We start from the raw sequence: 15,966 nt of genomic DNA on the forward strand, positions 1-15,966 counted from the left end.
GGCGGTGGCATTTACGGCTCCGCCGCAGTTGAACAACCACCCCTCGCGGCACGTCCAGCGGAGCGTTACCGTGCCGACGCGGAGCCGACGCTGTTCTTGAGCTGGAGCACGAGCTGCGGGCTGAGCGCGCTGCCGGCCCGGTTGGCGAACAGCGTCATTTCGTAGGCGATGTTGCCCAGCTTGGCCTCCTTGTCGGTGACGACGCCGAGCACGGCGCCGCTGCCGATCGCGGAGACCAGGACATGGCCGCCCTCCAGGTCGATGATGACCTTGTTGAGGCCGCCCAGGCCGTAGTTGCCGGATGCGCCGGCGGCCAGGCTGGTGATTCCGGAGACGATCGCGGCCAGCCGCTCGGAGTCTGCGGGTTCGCGCAGTTCGGACACGGCGATGAGCAGCCCGTCGGACGACACCGCGATGGCGTCGACGACGCCCGCGGTCTCCGTCGCAAAACGGTTGAGCAGCCAGGTGAAGTCGGCTGCGGCGGCCTGCAGTTCGGCGGGGGTGGCGCCAGTCGGCGTACTCACTGCTCGGCTCCTTCCGGGAGGTGCTTCTGGTCGTGCGGGTCGGTGGTCGCGGGCCGGCCGGTGGCGGCGCTGTCGCGGTGCGCGCGCTCCACGGCCGCCTCGAACTCGTCGAGTGCGTCCCGCACGGCGTCCGCATCGGCGAGCCGCGGGGCCTGCCGCGCCGCCTGCTGGGCAGTGGTGTCGGCGGTCGTACGGAGAGTGGCACCGCGGACACGGCGCCGCAGAGGCCGCGAGGAGCCGTCGCCCACGGGCGCCCGGCCGGTCCCGCCCTGAGCGGACAGCGTTGGCGCGCCCGGGACGACCTGGGAAGACGATACCTCCGGGCCAACCCCCGAAGCGCGTCCGGGGGTTACGTCCTCGGTCCGCGAGTGGCTCACACCGCCGGACGCATCGACACGGGCTTGGGGGACCTGTCCGGACCCGGACGGCGAGCGAAGAACAGCCCCGGCACCTGCCGACGGCACCGGGACGGGTGCGCTCGGTGTCGCGTCCGCAGCCGTGCCTCGCGCGGGTGCGTTCGGTGCGCTCGGTGTCGTGTCCGCGGCGGGTGGGGTCGGTGCTATGTCCGCTGCCGTGCCCGGCGCGGGTGCGTTCGGTGTCGCGTCCGGCGTCGCCCCCGTGGCGGGTGGGGTCGGTGTTACGTCCGATGCGGGTGCGGTGGTTGTCGTGTCCGCCGCCGTTTCCGGTGCGGTCGTGCTCGGAGTTTCGGCAGGGGCCGGCTCCCGGCGGGGCACGCGGCGCGGGAGCGGACCCGGGTGGCCGGCGTGTGTGGCGTCGTTCGATGCTCCCGCGGCTTCGGCTGCCGCGGTGGGCCGGCGCGGGCCGGAGGCGGTGCCGGACACGGGCAGTTCGGCGGCCGGCCGGTCCACCGTGGTGGCGACCGGGCTCATCGTCAGCAGCAGTGACGAGGGGACCGTCACCTCCGCCGTCATGCCGCCGCCCGGTGTGCGGGACAGCAGCACACTGACGTCCCAGCGGCGCGCCAGGGTGCCCACCACGAACAGGCCGAGCACCTTCGTCGGCACCACGTCCAGTCGCTCGCGACGGATCAGGCGGGCGTTCTCCTCGGCGAGCCGCTCGGCGCTCATGCCGAGGCCGTGGTCGGAGATGACGATGGAGGCACCGCCCGTGAGGGCTGCTTCCTCGCCGGAGGTGTTCCGTACGTACACCTCGACCGGGCTGTCCGCGGGCGAGAACGACACGGCGTTCTCGAGCAGTTCTGCCACCATCAGCGTCAGGTCGCCGATGATGTCGGGCTCCACCATGACCTCGGTGCGCGCATGCAGCCGTACCCGCTGGAAGCCCTCGATCTGTCCGAGCGCGGCGCGTACGACGTTGGTGAGGGCGGTGGGCCCGGAGTCGAGGACCGTCTCACGGATGCCGGCCAGCAGCATCAGGCTGTCCGCGTTGCGGCGCAGACGGACCGCGATGTGGTCGATGGAGTAGAGGCGTTCCAGGAGGGCGGGGTCCGTCTCGCCTCGTTCCACCGCGTCGATCAACGCCAACTGGCGGGTCGTCAGGTTGCTGACGCGGCGGCCGACGTTGCCGAACATCTCGGCGACGTTGCGACGGCTCAGCACCTGCCGTTCAAGGAGCGCGATCGCGGTGGTCTGCACGCGGTTGATCACCTCGGCCAGCTCGCCGATCTCGTCGTCCGCGGTGACCGGCATCTCGCGCAGCTTCGGCGGGCTGTCGTCCTCGGCGTCGTCGTCGGCCACCCGGGCCAGTTCCCGGCCCGCCACGTCGGCGACCTCCCGCGCGGCGCCGGTGAGGGCCTGCACGGGCCCGACCACCGAGCGGCGCACCAGCACCGAGAAGGCGAGCCACAGGACGAAGCCGAGCAGGGCCCCGGCCAGCAGCAGACCCGCGCGCCACCAGGCCTTGGTGGAGGCGTGGTCCGCGCCGTCGGCGATCTGGCCGATGAGCGACGAGGTGATCTTCAGCCGGGCCGCGGCCTGCTCCGGGTAGGCGGGATAGTCGCGCAGGGCGGTCTGGAACGTCGCCTTGATCTCCGCCGGTGTGGCGGCCTGCAGGGCGCCGGGGGCCACCTGGAGCTCGGCATACGTCAGGGCGATGTCCTGCTGGGCGGCGGTGTGCTCGATGCCGGAGAGCTCGTCGGCCTGCTGCTCGGTGGCGAACCGGGAGAAGCGTTCGGCCTGGTTGGTGTAGAGCTGGTACGCGCCGACCGCGGTCGTGAACTCGATCTGCGCGTTCGTGTCACCGGTCGTCGCGGAGAACACGCCGGTCTCGAAGGAGCCGTGCGCGGCGTCGGCACGCAGCAGCGAGTCCAGCAGGTTGCCGGTGAAGGTGGTCGCCAGCCCCGCGTTGCGGTCGAGGCCCAGACCGTCGATCACGGTCCTTGCGGCGTTGTCGTACGCGGGGTCGATGTTGCTCGCGGGCAGATAGCTCTGCTCGACCGTCCCGCGCAGGCTGGTGAGGCCCTCGACCTCCTTGAGTGCCTGCGCCTCGCTGTCCGGCAGCCCGCCGCCGAAGGACGCGCGCACCTTCGCGATCTGCGCGTCGACCGCGTCCTGCGCCTTGCGGTAGGCGGTGAGCGTGGACTGGACGCCGCGGCCTCCGGCCTCGTAGCGCACGGAGAGCAGGATCGCCAGCTGGTGCTCGCTCTCCAGGTCCTTGACCAGCGAGGCCACCTGCTCGCTGTGGCGCACGAGGTCCGCCGCGGACGCCGCGGCCCGCGCCTGGCCCACCTGGCCGGCGATGAGATAGGAGAGCAGGGCGGCCACGACCGCCAGCGGTACACCGACCAGGAGGTTGAGCTTGCGCCGGAACGACCACCGGTCGGCGAAGCCCCGTATGCCGGCCACCGGGCCTCCTTTTGACCGATTCTGATCGCCAACTGCGTGGAGACTACCGTCCCATTGAACGATCAAGCACGTTGCCCTTAGTCAAGAATCCATTACAAAGAGCCTCCGATTCCGCCCCCGTCTGTTTACACAGCATTTACAACTGATCACGCATCGACGCCAATTGGTGACCCGGCTGCTCTTGACTGAGTAAAACAGGCTGGATTGGATCAGTTCCAGAGCTTGCTTCTCATCAATCCCCAAGGTCCGGAACGGGAATCGTGACTTCCAACGCCCCACGCAGCAGGTCCATCAGGAGCTACCCCGCGGCGGCCGTCGCGCTTGCCGCGACCACGGCCCTGCTGGCGGGATGTGGCTCCTCCGACGGCAACAAGTCCTCCGATCCGCTCCAGGACGGGGGGTCCGACGGCAAGAGCGTCGTCGTCGGCTCGAACAACTTCGTCGAGAGCACCCTGCTCGCCGACATCTACGGCGAGGCACTGAAGGCCAAGGGTGTCAAGGTCACCTACAAGCCGAACATCGGCAGCCGCGAGACGACGTACGGGCTGCTGAAGAACGGCTCCATCACCGTGCTGCCGGAGTACAACGGCGCGCTGCTGGCCTACCTCGACCCGAAGGCCGCACCGAAGACCGTCGAGGCGACCACCGCCGCGATCGAGGCCAAGCTGGACTCCAAGCTGACGCTCCTCGACCCCGCCGCCGCGCAGGACAAGGACTCGGTCACGGTCAACAAGGCCACCGCCGACAAGTACAAGCTGACGTCCCAGTCCAGCATCGCGGACCTCAAGGACATCGCGAAGGAACTGACCATCGGCGCCTCGCCGGAGTTCCAGACCCGGCAGCAGGGCCTGGTGGGCCTGAAGTCGGTGTACGGCCTGGAGTTCGAGTCCTTCAAGGCGCTGGACGCGGGCGGCCCGCTGACCCAGGCGGCGCTGAAGAAGAACACGGTGCAGGTCGCGGACCTCTTCACCACCGACCCGTCCATCGTCAAGGAGAAGCACGTCGTCCTCCAGGACCCGAAGAACCTCTTCGGCTTCGAGAACGTGCAGCCGCTCGTCTACAAGAGCGGCCTGTCCTCGGCGGGCACCGCCGCGCTCAACGCGGTCTCGGCGAAGCTCGACACCAAGGCCCTGCTGGAGCTGGACTTGCAGGTCCAGCTCGACAACAAGGACCCGCTGGACGTCGCCAAGGCCTGGCTGAAGTCGGTCGGCCTGGGCTGACCCTCGAACGACTGCGACGCGGGCGTCCCCTCTCCGGGGGCGCCCGCGTCGTATGCGTGGACCGGCTCAGTAGCCGACGTAGAAGGTCGCGTCCTGCTTCTCGGTGGCGGTCGAGACCGGGTCGATGCGCAGGACGTAGTCGTAGTGGCGGATGTACCGGGTCGGGTTGTTGTACGAGCGGAAGGACGACCAGGAGGAGTCGGCCAGCCCGGCGGTCCTGTAGAACGTGGCGTCCGCGGCGAACGTCGACGTGCCGTCGTTCACGTCGAGCTGGAGCGCGTAGTTGTAGTGCCGCAGGTAGCGGGTCGGGTAGTTGACCGACTGGAAGGACACCCCCGCGCTGTCGGCGAGGCCCGGCACCAGCTTCCACTGGGAGTCGGTGTACGGGTCGAAGGCGTACGGGTCGATCCGGCCGACGTAGTCGGCGTGGCGGACGTAACGGGCCGGGTAGTTGTAGGACTTCAGCCGGTTCCAGGCGGGGGTGCCCCACTTGGCGAGCAGGTTGTTGTACTCGGTCGAGGTGATCGGCTGGATGCCGCAGTGCTTGGAGTTGAGCGGCTGGGTGTAGGTCTTCTGGTCGAGGGCCGTCCAGGTGCCGGCGGCCAGATCGCTGGTCTGCCAGGCGTAGAAGACGCCGTTCGGCGACCATGTGTCGCCCCACAGGTACCAGGTGCTGCTCGACGTGAGGGACTTGACCAGGGTCGGGGCCTCGGTGCCGCCGTGCGAGACGGCGGTGCTGAACGGGGTGAAACTGCCGGGGTCCAGTGAGGTGGAGCGCGCGCCGACCAGGGTCGAGTTCTTCTTGAAGTAGAGGTAGTTGACGCCGTTCACGCCGATCGCGAGGTCACCGTCGATGATGTCGTAGCCGGGGTCGAAGAAGACCTGCGGGCTGCCCGCGGTCACGAAGTCGCTGGTGTAGTTCACCATGATCACGTTGTGGCCGCTGGAGTTCACGGCCGAGTAGATCACGCCGTACGTGCCGCGGCTCGCGTCCCAGTAGGCCTCGGGCGCCCAGCTGTGGGTGTTCATGTCGTGCAGCTTCATCCGCCGGTAGCCGGTGAAGGTGCGCAGGTCGGTGGAGTCCCAGACGTGGATGTACTGGCTGACGTACGTCCAGTCGGTGCCCTTGAGGTCGGTGGCGAGGACGACGAACGTGCCGTCCTGCTTGCGCAGGATGAACGGGTCGCGCAGGCCGAGGGAACCCGCGGTGGGGGTGGCGACGGGGTTGTTCTGGTTCAGCGGGGTCCACTGCAGGCCGTCGGGGCTGACGGCCAGGTGCAGGCCGTAGTTGGCGGCCAGCATGTCCGGCGACTCGGTGAAGTAGCACATGACGAAGGCCGAGTTGGTGGCGGCCCGCGCGGTTCCCGCGCCGAGGGCCAGCGCACCGGAGGCGGCGAGGGGGACGGTCGCCGCCATGCCGAGGAAGGAGCGGCGGGAGGGGTGGGGGTGCTCGGGGTGCGGCGTCGCGTTCATGCGTGCTCCATGGGGGCGTGCGGGGGTGCCCGACACAGCGGCCTGCTGGTCGATATCTCGAACTAGGTTCGGTAAATCGATCAGAAGGTAAGGAGGTGGCGCGTGTGCGTCAATGAAACGGTCGTGCTTGGCTGATTTTCGCCGTTCACTTTTCCGTCGGCCCTGGACCACCTGTGTGGACCGCCGTCGCGATCAACTGGTCGATCAGGGCGATCAGTACGTCCCGGGACGACTCCCGCTCACGTGCGTCGCACAGCAGCACCTGGACGTGGTCCGGGAGGGCGAGTGCCTCGCGGATCTCCTCTGGCGGGTACGGGTGGTCGCCGTAGAAGCCGTTGACGCCCACCACGAAGGGGATGCGCCGGCGTTCGAAGAAGTCGATGGCGGCGAAGCTGGTCTCCGGGCGGCGGACGTCGATGAGGACGACCGCGCCCAGGGCGCCCAGGGCGAGGTCGTTCCACATGAACCAGAAGCGCTGCTGGCCGGGCGTTCCGAAGAGATAGAGGACGAGGTCGCTGCCGATGCTGATGCGGCCGAAGTCCAGGGCCACGGTGGTGGCCTTCTTCTCCTCGATGCCGTCCAGGTCGTCCACGCCGAGGCCGGCGGCCGTCAGCGGCTCCTCGGTGCGCAGCGGGGCGATCTCGCTCACCGAGCCGACCATGGTGGTCTTGCCGACGCCGAAGCCCCCGGCGATCAGGATCTTCACCGTGTCGGGCGCCGCCCGGGTGATGACGTCAGAGCCGGCCAAGGCCGTCCCTCACTTTCTGCAGCAGGTCCAGGTCTTCCGGTTGGCAGGAGACGGGGTGCGGGGGGCGGGCGGTGATCCGGCCGCTCTCCAACAGATCGCAGAGCATGATCACGACCACGCTCACCGGCAGATCGAGCAGCGCGGCGAGTTCCGCGACGGCGACCGGCTCGGCGCAGCGGCGCAGGATGCGCTGGTGCTCGGGCTGCGGTCGGGTGGCCCAGGTCGGCGGCGGGTCCACCGCGGTCACCGTCGTGATGAGCGTGAAGTCGGCACGGCTGGGCCGGGTCCGTCCTCCGGTGAGCGCGAACAGCCGTACCAGGCGGCCGTCCGTGTCGCCTCCGCTCACCTCACGCGCCGGACTCGGCGGTCGGGCCGAGACCCGCCCGCGGTGCCGCGCTGAGATGCTCGCCGATCTTCTTCACCAGCATGTTCATCTGGTACGCCACCACGCCGACGTCCGCGCCCTGACTGGTGAGGACGACGAGGTGAGCGCCTGGGCCCGCCGAGGTCAGTATCAGATAGCTGTGGGCCATCTCGATCAGCGCCTGCCGCACCGGGCCGCCACGGAAGTCCATGCTGACGCCCTTGCTCAGGCTCATCAGACCGGACGCGGTCGCCGCCAGCCGCTCGGCGTCGTCGCGCAGGAACCCGGTGGACTTGCTGACGACCAGCCCGTCCTCGGAGAGCACCACGGCGTGGTTCACCTCGGCGACCCGCTCCACGAGTCCGGTCAGCAGCTGGTCGAGCTGGGTATGGGTGGCTGGGATGGGGCGTGTCATGGCGGTGTTCCTTCGTCAGCGGTCGGCGGGCGGAGTCGAGGGGACGGTGGTGCCTTCTTCGGCCAGGTGCGCACCCGGTTCCCGAGTTACGGGTGCGTCCTCCTGACCCTGGTCGTACTGCGTCTCTGTGTCGTCGTCACGTGCCTGGAGCGTGCCGCGCTGGAAACCGGCGAGCGAGGAGGCGGCCCGCTCGGCGGTGAACTCCTCGGCGTGGCCTTCCTGTTCGTCGCCGGGCGCCTCCTCGCGCAGCTCGGCGGCCAGGCTGGTCTGGGGGACACGGCGCGGCAGCGGGGCGAGGCCTCCCCCACTCTCGGCTGCGCTCGAGCGGGGGGACCCCCATCGCCGGGTGGAGGTCGCAGCGGCGGCGGGGGCGGTGCGTGCCGGGGTGGCGGGGCGGGGATCCCGTACGGGCTGAGCGGGCTCCTCCGCAGGGGCCGGCTCCTCCTTGGCGGGGGTGTCCTCGGCGGGGGCCGGGATCGGCTCCCTTACGACGATCTCGTGCGGCAGCAGCACGATCGCCGTCGTTCCGCCGTACGGCGACGGGCGCAGGGTGACCGCGATGCCGTGCCGGGTGGCTAGGCGGGCGATCACGAACATGCCGAGCCGGAGGTCGTCGGCCAGCGCCACCACGTCGAACTGCGGCTGAACCGCCAACTGCGCGTTGAAGGAGGCGTAGTCCTCCTCCGACAGACCGAGACCGCGGTCCTCCACCTCCACGGCCAGACCCCTGGCCACCATCGCGGCCCGCACGTCGACCGGCGCCGGAGCGGGCGAGTACGCCGTCGCGTTGTCGATCAGCTCGGCCAGCAGATGGATCACGTCGGCCACCGCGGGCGGCGCGATGCACACGTCCTCGTCGGTGTGCACCTCGACCCGCTGGTACTCCGCGACCTCGCCGACGGCACTGCGCAGGATGTCGATCAGCGCGACCGGCTCCCGCCAGCTGCGCCGCGGCTGCTCGCCGCTGATGATGACCAGGTTCTCCTCGTAGCGGCGCAACTGGCTGGCGGTGGAATCCAGTTCGTACAGGCCCTTGAGGACGTCCGGGTCGGAGTGGCTGCGCTCCAGCGCGTCCAGCTTGGTGAGCTGCAGGTTGACCAGGTTCTGGCTCTGCCGGGCGATGCCGAGGATGACCTTCTGGAAGCCGCGCCGGGTGTCGGCGAGTTCCACCGCGGTGTGCACCGCCGTGCGCTGCGCCTTGTTGAACGCCCGTGCCACCTGGCCGAGTTCGTCCCCGCCGTAGTCCAGCGGCGGGGTCGCCAGGTCCGCGTCGACCTTCTCGCCCCGGTCGAGGCGGGCCACGACGTCCGGCAGCCGTTCCTCGGCCAGGCTCAGGGTGGCCTCCCTGAGGCCGCGCAGCCGCCGCGACAGGGAGCGGGTGATCCGCCAGGACATGCCCACGCACAGCAGCAGTGCGATCAGGCCGCCCGCGCTCAGCGAGGCGGCGGTGAGCAGCAGGCTGTCGGCCTTGTCGGCGCTGCGGTCGAGCAGTCCGGACGTCTGGGCCCGGATCATCTGCCCGTACTCGTCGCCGACCTTGGCGAAGGCGGCCGCCCACTGGTTCCGTGCGTCGGGCAGCGTCACCTTCCCGTCCGCACCCGGCCGGGCCGCGAGCACCTTGTCCTCGATCTCCTGGACGGCCTGCCACTCGGGGCTCTGCAGGATCCGCTCGGTCTGCGTCTTCGCGCCGCCCTGCAGCGAGGGCACGATCTGGTCCTCGACCAGCCAGCGCCGGGTGTCGACCAGCTGTGTGAACGCGGCCCACGACTTGTCGCTCAGCCGCCCCGACGGCCAGGCCAGCGTGAGCTGTGCGTCCTCCTGTGCGACCAGCTCCGCTGCATGCTCCAGTGCGACCAGCGGTCCGGCCTGCGAGGTGAGGTCGCCGTCGTCGACCTGGGAGAGCTCCTGGAAGGCGTGTATCTGGTCGTCGATGATCGAGCTGTACTGGTCCAGCGCCTGCGACGAGGTGATGTCGGTGGGGTCGTCCACCTGGCTCCGGTAGTACTCCAGACTGCCCACCGAACCGAGCACCGAGTACAGCCGGTCCGAGATGCGCCCGGGCGCCTTCTTGATCGCGTCGGACCGGCCGACCAGCTTCGCGACCGCCTTGTCCGTCTCCTTGCGCTGGGCGACCAGCGCGGTGCGGGAGCCGCGCGGGTCGCCGGCCAGCCAGGCCGCCGACAGGCTGCGCTCGCGCTGCAGCGCGAGCGTCGCTTCCGTGCCCATGGCCCCGGTGGACCGGCTCAGTTCCGTCTGCCCCCGCAGCCGCAGCCCCTCGTTGAACATCTGCGTCGTCGTCAGGGCCCACATCGCGGCGAGGGTGACGCTGGGCACCAGGGCCAGCAGGATCAGGGAGAGACGTATGGAGCCGAGACGGCGCCGGGCACCTGTCCGTGGAGACATCGTCGTCCTAGGCGGTCAGCGGAGCGGAAGGGGCGGAGGGTGAAACACGGGGGTGGCCGTGAGCGGGGAGAGAAGGGGGTGCACAGGATGCTATCCGTACAAGTGACCGCACGTGCCACAGGTCTCCGAAACTTTCGCGACATTGAGGTACGAAGTGTCGCGCGGCGTACGGCTCAGCGTGTGCCGCGCGCCGCGTACCTGGCGACGGAGGCCACGTTCCCCTTGGTCACGAAGGCGGGGCCGGTGAGCACGGGGGACACCCCACCCCCGCTGGTGTTGCCGTTGGTCCTGTACAGCCACAGTGCGTCCACCGCGAGATAGCCCTGCAGATACGGCTGTTGATCCACCGCGAACTGCACGGCACCGCTCTGGACGGCCCTCACCAGGTCCTGGTTGAGATCGAAGGTCGCGACATGGGCCCTGCTGCCCGACTGCTGCACCGACTTCACCGCCGTGAGCGCGAACTGGGCGCCCAGGGTGACCACTTCGTCGATCGTCGGGTCCTGCCGCAGCTTCGCGGTGATCGCGGCGGCGGTCGCGTTCGTGTCGGTGCCCTCGACGTAGAGCATGTCGGTCCTGCCGTCGAAGGTCTTCTTCACGCCGGCGCAGCGGGCCTCCAGGGCCACGTTGCCGCGCTCGTGGATCACGCACAGGGCGTGCTTGGCCTTGAGGGCGTCCAGCTTGTCGCCGACGGCCCGCCCGGCGAGGCTCTCGTCCTGGCCGAAGAACTCCAGCACCCCCTCGGACTGCCAGGAGTCGATGCCGGAGTTGAGGCCGACCACGGGTGTGTCGGCGGCCTTGGCCGCCGCTATCGGGCCCTTCATCGCTTGCGGCTTGGCGAGCGTCACCGCGATGCCGTCGACCTTCTGGCGGACCGCGTCCCGCACCAGTTCGGCCTGCCCCGCCGCGTCGGAGTCATTGGCGTAGGTCAGGTCGATGTTGTCCTTCGCCGCGGCGTCCTCGGCGCCCTTCTTCACCAGGTCCCAGAAGGTGTCGCCCGGCGAGGCGTGTGTGACGAGGGCGACCTTGAGACGGGCGGTGCCCGCCCTGCCGACGCCGCCCTTGGCGGAGTCGGACGTGGCGTCGGCCGCGGAGCAGCCGGCCGCAAGCAGGCACACGGCCGCGACCAGGGCGGCGACGCGCGCGGATCTGTGGGAAGCGGGGGGTGGGGGAGGAGTGTTCATGAGGGTGCGGCACCTCGCTGTGCGGCCGAGCAAGCGGAACGGCGAGAGGAGTCCCCGAACGGCGTCCGACACGTCGTACACCGTCCGGATGACTCTCGCTGGCCGGAGCCAATCGCGTGGGACCGCCGGTAGTCAAGTGATCAGCAACATTGAGTGAGTTGTTGCTGCCGCATCGTGATGATGCATTCCGGCCGGCAGGGGGTATCCACGGCCTGCGGGCCGCGGCGGACCTCGTCATGGCTTACGGGCCACCGCCCCGTACATGGCGATGTCCTCGTCGCGGATCACTTCGCCGTCCGTCCCGTCCGGATGCCACTTGTGGACCTGGACGATGCCCGGCGCGACGAGTTCGAGGCCCTCGAAGAACTCCTCGGCCTCCGCGAAGGTGCGCAGCCGCATCGGCATGTCGCGGGCCGCGTACTCACGGGCGACCCGGCCGACCTCCTCCGGTGCGAACTCGGCCGTACCGATGGACATCGCGAGATGGCTGCCCGAGGGGAGGGGTTCGAGGAGGCGGCGGACGATGCCGACGGCGTCGTGCTCGTCGAGGAGGAAGTGCACGATCGCGACGACGGTCAGGGCGACCGGCTCACCCAGGTCCAGGGTGTCACGGAAGGCGGCACTGCCGAGGATGGCCTGCGGATCCCGCATGTCCGCCTCGACATACGAGGTCCTGCCCTCCGGCGTGCTGTTGAGCAGCCCCTGGGAGAGGGCGAGGACGAGCGGGTCGTTGTCGACGTACACGACCCGGGAGGAGGGGGCCGCCGACTGGGCGATCTCATGGATGTTGGGTGAGGTCGGAATGCCGGTGCCGATGTCGAGGAACTGCCGTACCCCCGCCTCCGCGGCCAGCCACCGCACGGCACGGTTCATCCAGTCGCGGTTGGCCCGCATGTGAACCGGCAGGGCGGGCCACTCCCGGCACATGGCGTCGCCCGCCTCCTGGTCCGCGGGGTAGTAGTCCTTTCCGCCCAGGATGTAGTCGTAGATCCGCGCGGCGTGCGCCGTTCTTGTGTCGATGCGGCCGATCGGCCGGGCGCTGTCCTCGGGCACGGCGGGCCCCTCCCGTAACGTCGTCGATCCCCACGAAACCTCGACAACCAACTTCGTCAACTCGTAGGCCGCGCAAACCACTTGGCCCACATCTGTCACCTGCTCACCCCTGGCGGGCCAGGGGTCGTGCGGGCGTGATCGTTCCCACCGCCTTCAGCGTCCGCAGCACCGGGGCGGTCTCCAGGGTGCGGATCGCCTTGACGGCGCCCAGGCCGTGCGTGAGGTAGTGGTACAGGGCCGTGGTGTCCCTGCACAGCGCGTGCGCCACCAGGTTGGTGGGGCCGGTGGTGTGGGCGACAAAGGCCAGCTCGTCGTGGTGGGACAGGGTGGTGGCGACCTCGTCGAGGTGGGCCGGGGCCACCGCCATCCACAGCAGAGTCTTGGCGCTGCCGCCCAGCAGGCCGGGGTCGAGCTCGATGTCGAAGAAGATCGCCCCGCAGTCGCGCAGATGGTCGAGGCGGCGTGAGACCGTCGCCGGCGACCAGCCGGTACCGGCGGCGAGTTCACCGACGGCGGCGCGTCCGTCCTGCCGTAGCGCCTCCATCAGGGCGTGGTCGGCGGGGGTGAGGTGCAACTGGCAGCGGTGGCCCGGGTGCGGTGGCCCGCCGTGCCCGTCGGACCTCAGTGCGCCCAGCATCCGTTGCTGCCGTGCGGTCAGCGCGTTGGCGCTCATCCGCCACGGGGTGCGCCAGCCCAGGTAGGTGTGCAGCAGATGGTGGGCGGAGACGGCGGTGAGGCCGACGCTGGGCGGCAGTTCGTGCAACAGCAGCGAGTGGCCGTGCGCCATGCCCAGCGGGGTCTCCAGCACGGCCACGATCTCGGTGCCGCCGCCGGTCAGATACACCCACGAGGTGTCCGGGCGGCGGACGAGGGCGTGCGCGAGGTCGACGGCGGTCTCGGGCCCGGCGGTCAGCCGCAGCAGCCACTGCTCGTGCCCTGTGAGCTGTGGGTCGGGCAGCCCGACCACGCGCAGGGCCGCCTGCTCGCGCAGCCGTTCGTAGCGGCGGGAGACCGTCTGCGGGGAGACTGCCAGCACGGCGCCCAGCTGGGTGAAGGAGGCGCGTCCGTCGATGTGCAGGGCGTGGATCAGGGCGCGGTCGATGTCGTCGAGCATGCGCACACCATCCTTCGGGCGCCCTGTCTGCAGGGCGCGGACACGGCCGCCGACGGGAAGGACCCTCCCGCAGGATCTCCCCGTCGGCGGAGGCGGTGGTCGGGCACCGCCGTGGACAACGGCACTCGGTCAGTCCCTGATCACCGACTTGCAGCACATCAGGAAATCGGCGAGGTGGCCGTCGTGCGGCAGTCCCGGCTCCATCCGGTGGGTCGGCCGGCCCCCCACGTACACGTTGCCGATGGACGGCTCCTGCACCAGCTCGGCCACCAGCCCGTCGTCGTCCGTGATCGCAGTGAGGACCAGGCTGTTCCTGAGCGGCTCCAGGCCGGCCTCGCGGCTCCAGGGCGCCACCCACACGCAGGGGAACGGCAGTTCCACGGCGGCCTGCGGTGCTTCGGGGGCTGCCAACTGGTGCACTGCGGCGCGCAGTACGGCGCTGCCGTCGCCCAGGTCGCCGAGGATGCCGTCGCCGCCGAGCCACGGCCGGGTGCCGGCCGCCCGGTGCAGGAGATGGGCCTCGAGCGCCTTGGCCGTGGCGAGCGGCTGGACGGGGAAGACCGCCGCCGGATCCTCGGGCGGCAGACTCGGCACCGCCGCCAGCCGCTCGGCGAGCGCGGCGCACAGCTCGGCCGGATCACCCTCCACGAAGACGGCCGTCGTGTTGACGCACCCCGTGCCGCCGTGGCCGCTCACCGAGTCGACGATCGTGTCGAGGTGCCCCCGCCAGTCGGCCTCCCGGGTCAGCAGGATCTTCGACCGGCCCGGCCCCTGCGGCAGCACCGACGGATCCCCGGCGTACTTGCGCACCACGTCCTCGCCGCCGTACACCAGCCCGAGATCCGCACCCCGCAGCAGCGCGTCCGCGGTGCTGTGGTCGGTGGGCAGCAGCGCCACCTGATCGTCGTCGAAGCCCGCCGCCCGCAGCGCGGTGACCAGTCGGTGCGGGGTGAACGGCTCGCGCCGGGACGGTCGTACGGCGACGCGATAGCCGAGCACCAGCGCCTCCGGCCACAGGCTGTGCGGGCCGGGGTGGTTGCCGGCGGAGTGCACGGCGAACACGTTCCCCCGCCGCACCCACACCGCGCGCCCGGTACGGGTCAGCGGATCGTCCCATCGGTTCACCGCGCCGGTCGGCCGGGCGTTGTCCACACTGTGATGGGCCTTGCGCAGCCGGGCCGCGATCGCTGCGAGGGTCGCTCGCACCACACTGATCGGCGTCCCGCCGACCCGGCTGACCCGGTAGGCGTACTCCTCGGGTGTCAGCCCGTTCAGGACGGCGGTGGCGAAGAGATCCGCGGCCCGGCCGATCATGCCGATCCGCTCGTCGGGGGCGGGGGAGCCGGCCCGGTGCAGGGCCTTGAGCGTCCGGTCGACGAACAGCGGTGGTACGAGGCTGAGTTCGGCGCTCTCCCGGCCCGCGACGTCGGTCACGGTGAGGCGATTGCGGGCACGGTAGGGCCCCTGGGCGCCCAGGGCGTCGAGCGCGACCACCTCCGTGTGCGTCCCCGCCATCAGTACACCCCCTCGATCACGGTCTCGTTGTCGAAGGTGGCCACCGGGGCGATGTCCGCAACCGCGTCCCCGGCCTGTCCGTCGAGGGGCTCGATCCGCGTCGCCGTGTCCCGCTCGAGGTTGTTGGGCAGGAAGAAGGACTTGCTGACGTGATGCACGAGCACGCGCCCTCGCTCCCCGTATCCGACCCGGTGCAGCGTCTCGGGATCGACGACGGAGAACGTCACATACGGGCTGTACGGGTCGAAGACGCAGCCGGCGTCGTCGGGCAGGCCCGGGCGCTCGCCGGCGAAGCCGAGGATCATCGTGCTGCCGTAGTTCCCGCACAGCACGGTGTCCGGGAAGACCTCCGTCTTGTACAGGTACCGGGAGTCGGCGTCCAGCTGGGTGCCGCCCCAACGGATCGCCTGCACCTTCTCGTTGACGAGTCCGGCCAGGTCGTCACGCCTGGCGATGCGTTCGAGCAGCGGGGGAGTGATCGTCAGGACGCCGATGTCCTGGGTGCGCAGCACGAACGCGGCCTGGTCGACGAGGTGTTCGGCGTACGCGTCGGCGTCGGCGCCGCGGCCGGAGGCGATCAGCTTCTTCACCCACCGCGGATCCAGGTCGACGGTGAAGCCGTGCCGCCCGTGGGTGGCCGCGGACCGGCGGAAGTACTCGCCCACGATGTGCGGGCCGGTCGGCACGAGGCCGAGCCAGTCGGCGCCGCGCGGGAAGCCGTGGGCGTCGAGGTTGCGGTTGCTCCAGTGGAGCATCCGCTCAAGCCAGTCCCGCAGCAGTACGACCCGCTTCGGGGCTCCGGTGGTCCCGCCGCTCTCGAACACCCCGACCACGTCCGGGGACCGGCCGTACCCGCGCGGTATGAGATCCCGCACCGGCACGTCCCGCAGCTCGGCCGTCACATTGGGGAAGAGCGTCAGGTCCTCGTGCGTCCTGATGTCGGTCAGCGGGTCGAAGGGCAGGCTCCTGGCCCGCTCCAGCCAGAACGGCGATCCCGTCCCGGGGCCGAAATGCCATTCCATGGCGGCACGGATCAGCTCGTCCGGCTCGGGCCGGACGTCGAGTGGAAGGTCGAGGATCTCGGTGGCGGCTCGCGACACTGGGAACTCCTGAACTTGGTTGAGGTAC

13 protein-coding genes are annotated in these 15,966 nt (G+C 70.4%); 1 reads left to right on the forward strand and 12 read right to left on the reverse strand.

All coding sequences use genetic code 11. The features are described from left to right. Positions 1–65: 65 nt before the first annotated feature. Both IH68_RS0127315 and IH68_RS0127320 read right to left on the reverse strand, forming a co-directional pair. The gene (locus IH68_RS0127315) at positions 66–524 is read right to left on the reverse strand and encodes a roadblock/LC7 domain-containing protein (protein WP_030940042.1); all 459 of its coding nucleotides are present in this window, start codon (positions 522–524) and stop codon (positions 66–68) included. Further along, entirely contained in the window at positions 521–3,349 is a 2,829-nt protein-coding gene (locus IH68_RS0127320; protein WP_051833753.1) for an ATP-binding protein, read from the reverse strand. The genes IH68_RS0127315 and IH68_RS0127320 overlap by 4 nt, the downstream gene beginning before the upstream one ends. Positions 3,350–3,609: 260 nt before the next feature. Here IH68_RS0127320 and IH68_RS0127325 point away from each other — a divergent pair, with 260 nt between their 5' ends. Then, entirely contained in the window at positions 3,610–4,569 is a 960-nt protein-coding gene (locus IH68_RS0127325) for an ABC transporter substrate-binding protein (protein ID WP_030940046.1), read from the forward strand. A 66-nt stretch (positions 4,570–4,635) separates the two neighbouring features. Here IH68_RS0127325 and IH68_RS0127330 read toward each other — a convergent pair whose 3' ends face one another. The 10 genes from IH68_RS0127330 to IH68_RS0127375 all read right to left on the reverse strand — a co-directional run bounded on the left by IH68_RS0127330 (position 4,636) and on the right by IH68_RS0127375 (position 15,938). Then, positions 4,636–6,042: a glycoside hydrolase family 43 protein gene (locus tag IH68_RS0127330; RefSeq protein WP_030940048.1), complete on the reverse strand. Its 1,407-nt coding sequence runs from the start codon at positions 6,040–6,042 to the stop codon at positions 4,636–4,638. Positions 6,043–6,187: 145 nt separating this feature from the next. Beyond that, a complete protein-coding gene (locus IH68_RS0127335) occupies positions 6,188–6,790 on the reverse strand; it encodes a GTP-binding protein (RefSeq protein WP_030940051.1) in 603 nt (200 codons plus the stop codon). Continuing rightward, entirely contained in the window at positions 6,777–7,136 is a 360-nt protein-coding gene (locus IH68_RS0127340; RefSeq protein ID WP_030940053.1) for a DUF742 domain-containing protein, read from the reverse strand. Before IH68_RS0127340 ends, IH68_RS0127335 begins: the two co-directional genes overlap by 14 nt. Before the next feature lies 1 nt (position 7,137). Further along, entirely contained in the window at positions 7,138–7,569 is a 432-nt protein-coding gene (locus IH68_RS0127345; protein ID WP_030940055.1) for a roadblock/LC7 domain-containing protein, read from the reverse strand. Positions 7,570–7,584: 15 nt separating this feature from the next. Next, positions 7,585–9,972, reverse strand: coding sequence for a nitrate- and nitrite sensing domain-containing protein (locus tag IH68_RS0127350; protein WP_030940057.1), 2,388 nt, complete (start codon positions 9,970–9,972; stop codon positions 7,585–7,587). A gap of 173 nt (positions 9,973–10,145) precedes the next feature. Then, positions 10,146–11,156: a substrate-binding domain-containing protein gene (locus IH68_RS0127355; RefSeq protein ID WP_030940060.1), complete on the reverse strand. Its 1,011-nt coding sequence runs from the start codon at positions 11,154–11,156 to the stop codon at positions 10,146–10,148. A gap of 234 nt (positions 11,157–11,390) precedes the next feature. Further along, a complete protein-coding gene (locus IH68_RS0127360) occupies positions 11,391–12,209 on the reverse strand; it encodes an SAM-dependent methyltransferase (protein ID WP_030940063.1) in 819 nt (272 codons plus the stop codon). Positions 12,210–12,312: 103 nt separating this feature from the next. Further along, complete coding sequence (locus IH68_RS0127365; protein WP_030940066.1) at positions 12,313–13,323, reverse strand: Lrp/AsnC family transcriptional regulator; 1,011 nt, start codon at positions 13,321–13,323, stop codon at positions 12,313–12,315. Positions 13,324–13,452: 129 nt separating this feature from the next. After that, a complete protein-coding gene (locus IH68_RS0127370) occupies positions 13,453–14,838 on the reverse strand; it encodes an aldehyde dehydrogenase family protein (protein WP_030940068.1) in 1,386 nt (461 codons plus the stop codon). Further along, positions 14,838–15,938: a phenazine antibiotic biosynthesis protein gene (locus tag IH68_RS0127375; protein ID WP_030940070.1), complete on the reverse strand. Its 1,101-nt coding sequence runs from the start codon at positions 15,936–15,938 to the stop codon at positions 14,838–14,840. The genes IH68_RS0127370 and IH68_RS0127375 overlap by 1 nt, the downstream gene beginning before the upstream one ends. Positions 15,939–15,966: the final 28 nt, after the last annotated feature.

Source organism: Streptomyces sp. NRRL S-646 (genome assembly GCF_000720765.1).
Taxonomy (GTDB): Bacteria; Actinomycetota; Actinomycetes; order Streptomycetales; family Streptomycetaceae; genus Streptomyces.

Bases quoted from the DNA above. Each gene is read 5' to 3' on its own strand.
- IH68_RS0127330 (WP_030940048.1), bottom strand. From the start codon at position 6,042: ATGAACGCGACGCCGCACCCCGAGCACCCCCACCCCTCCCGCCGCTCC.
- IH68_RS0127345 (WP_030940055.1), bottom strand. From the start codon at position 7,569: ATGACACGCCCCATCCCAGCCACCCATACCCAGCTCGACCAGCTGCTG.
- IH68_RS0127350 (WP_030940057.1), bottom strand. From the start codon at position 9,972: ATGTCTCCACGGACAGGTGCCCGGCGCCGTCTCGGCTCCATACGTCTC.
- IH68_RS0127355 (WP_030940060.1), bottom strand. From the start codon at position 11,156: ATGAACACTCCTCCCCCACCCCCCGCTTCCCACAGATCCGCGCGCGTC.
- IH68_RS0127365 (WP_030940066.1), bottom strand. From the start codon at position 13,323: ATGCTCGACGACATCGACCGCGCCCTGATCCACGCCCTGCACATCGAC.
- IH68_RS0127370 (WP_030940068.1), bottom strand. From the start codon at position 14,838: ATGGCGGGGACGCACACGGAGGTGGTCGCGCTCGACGCCCTGGGCGCC.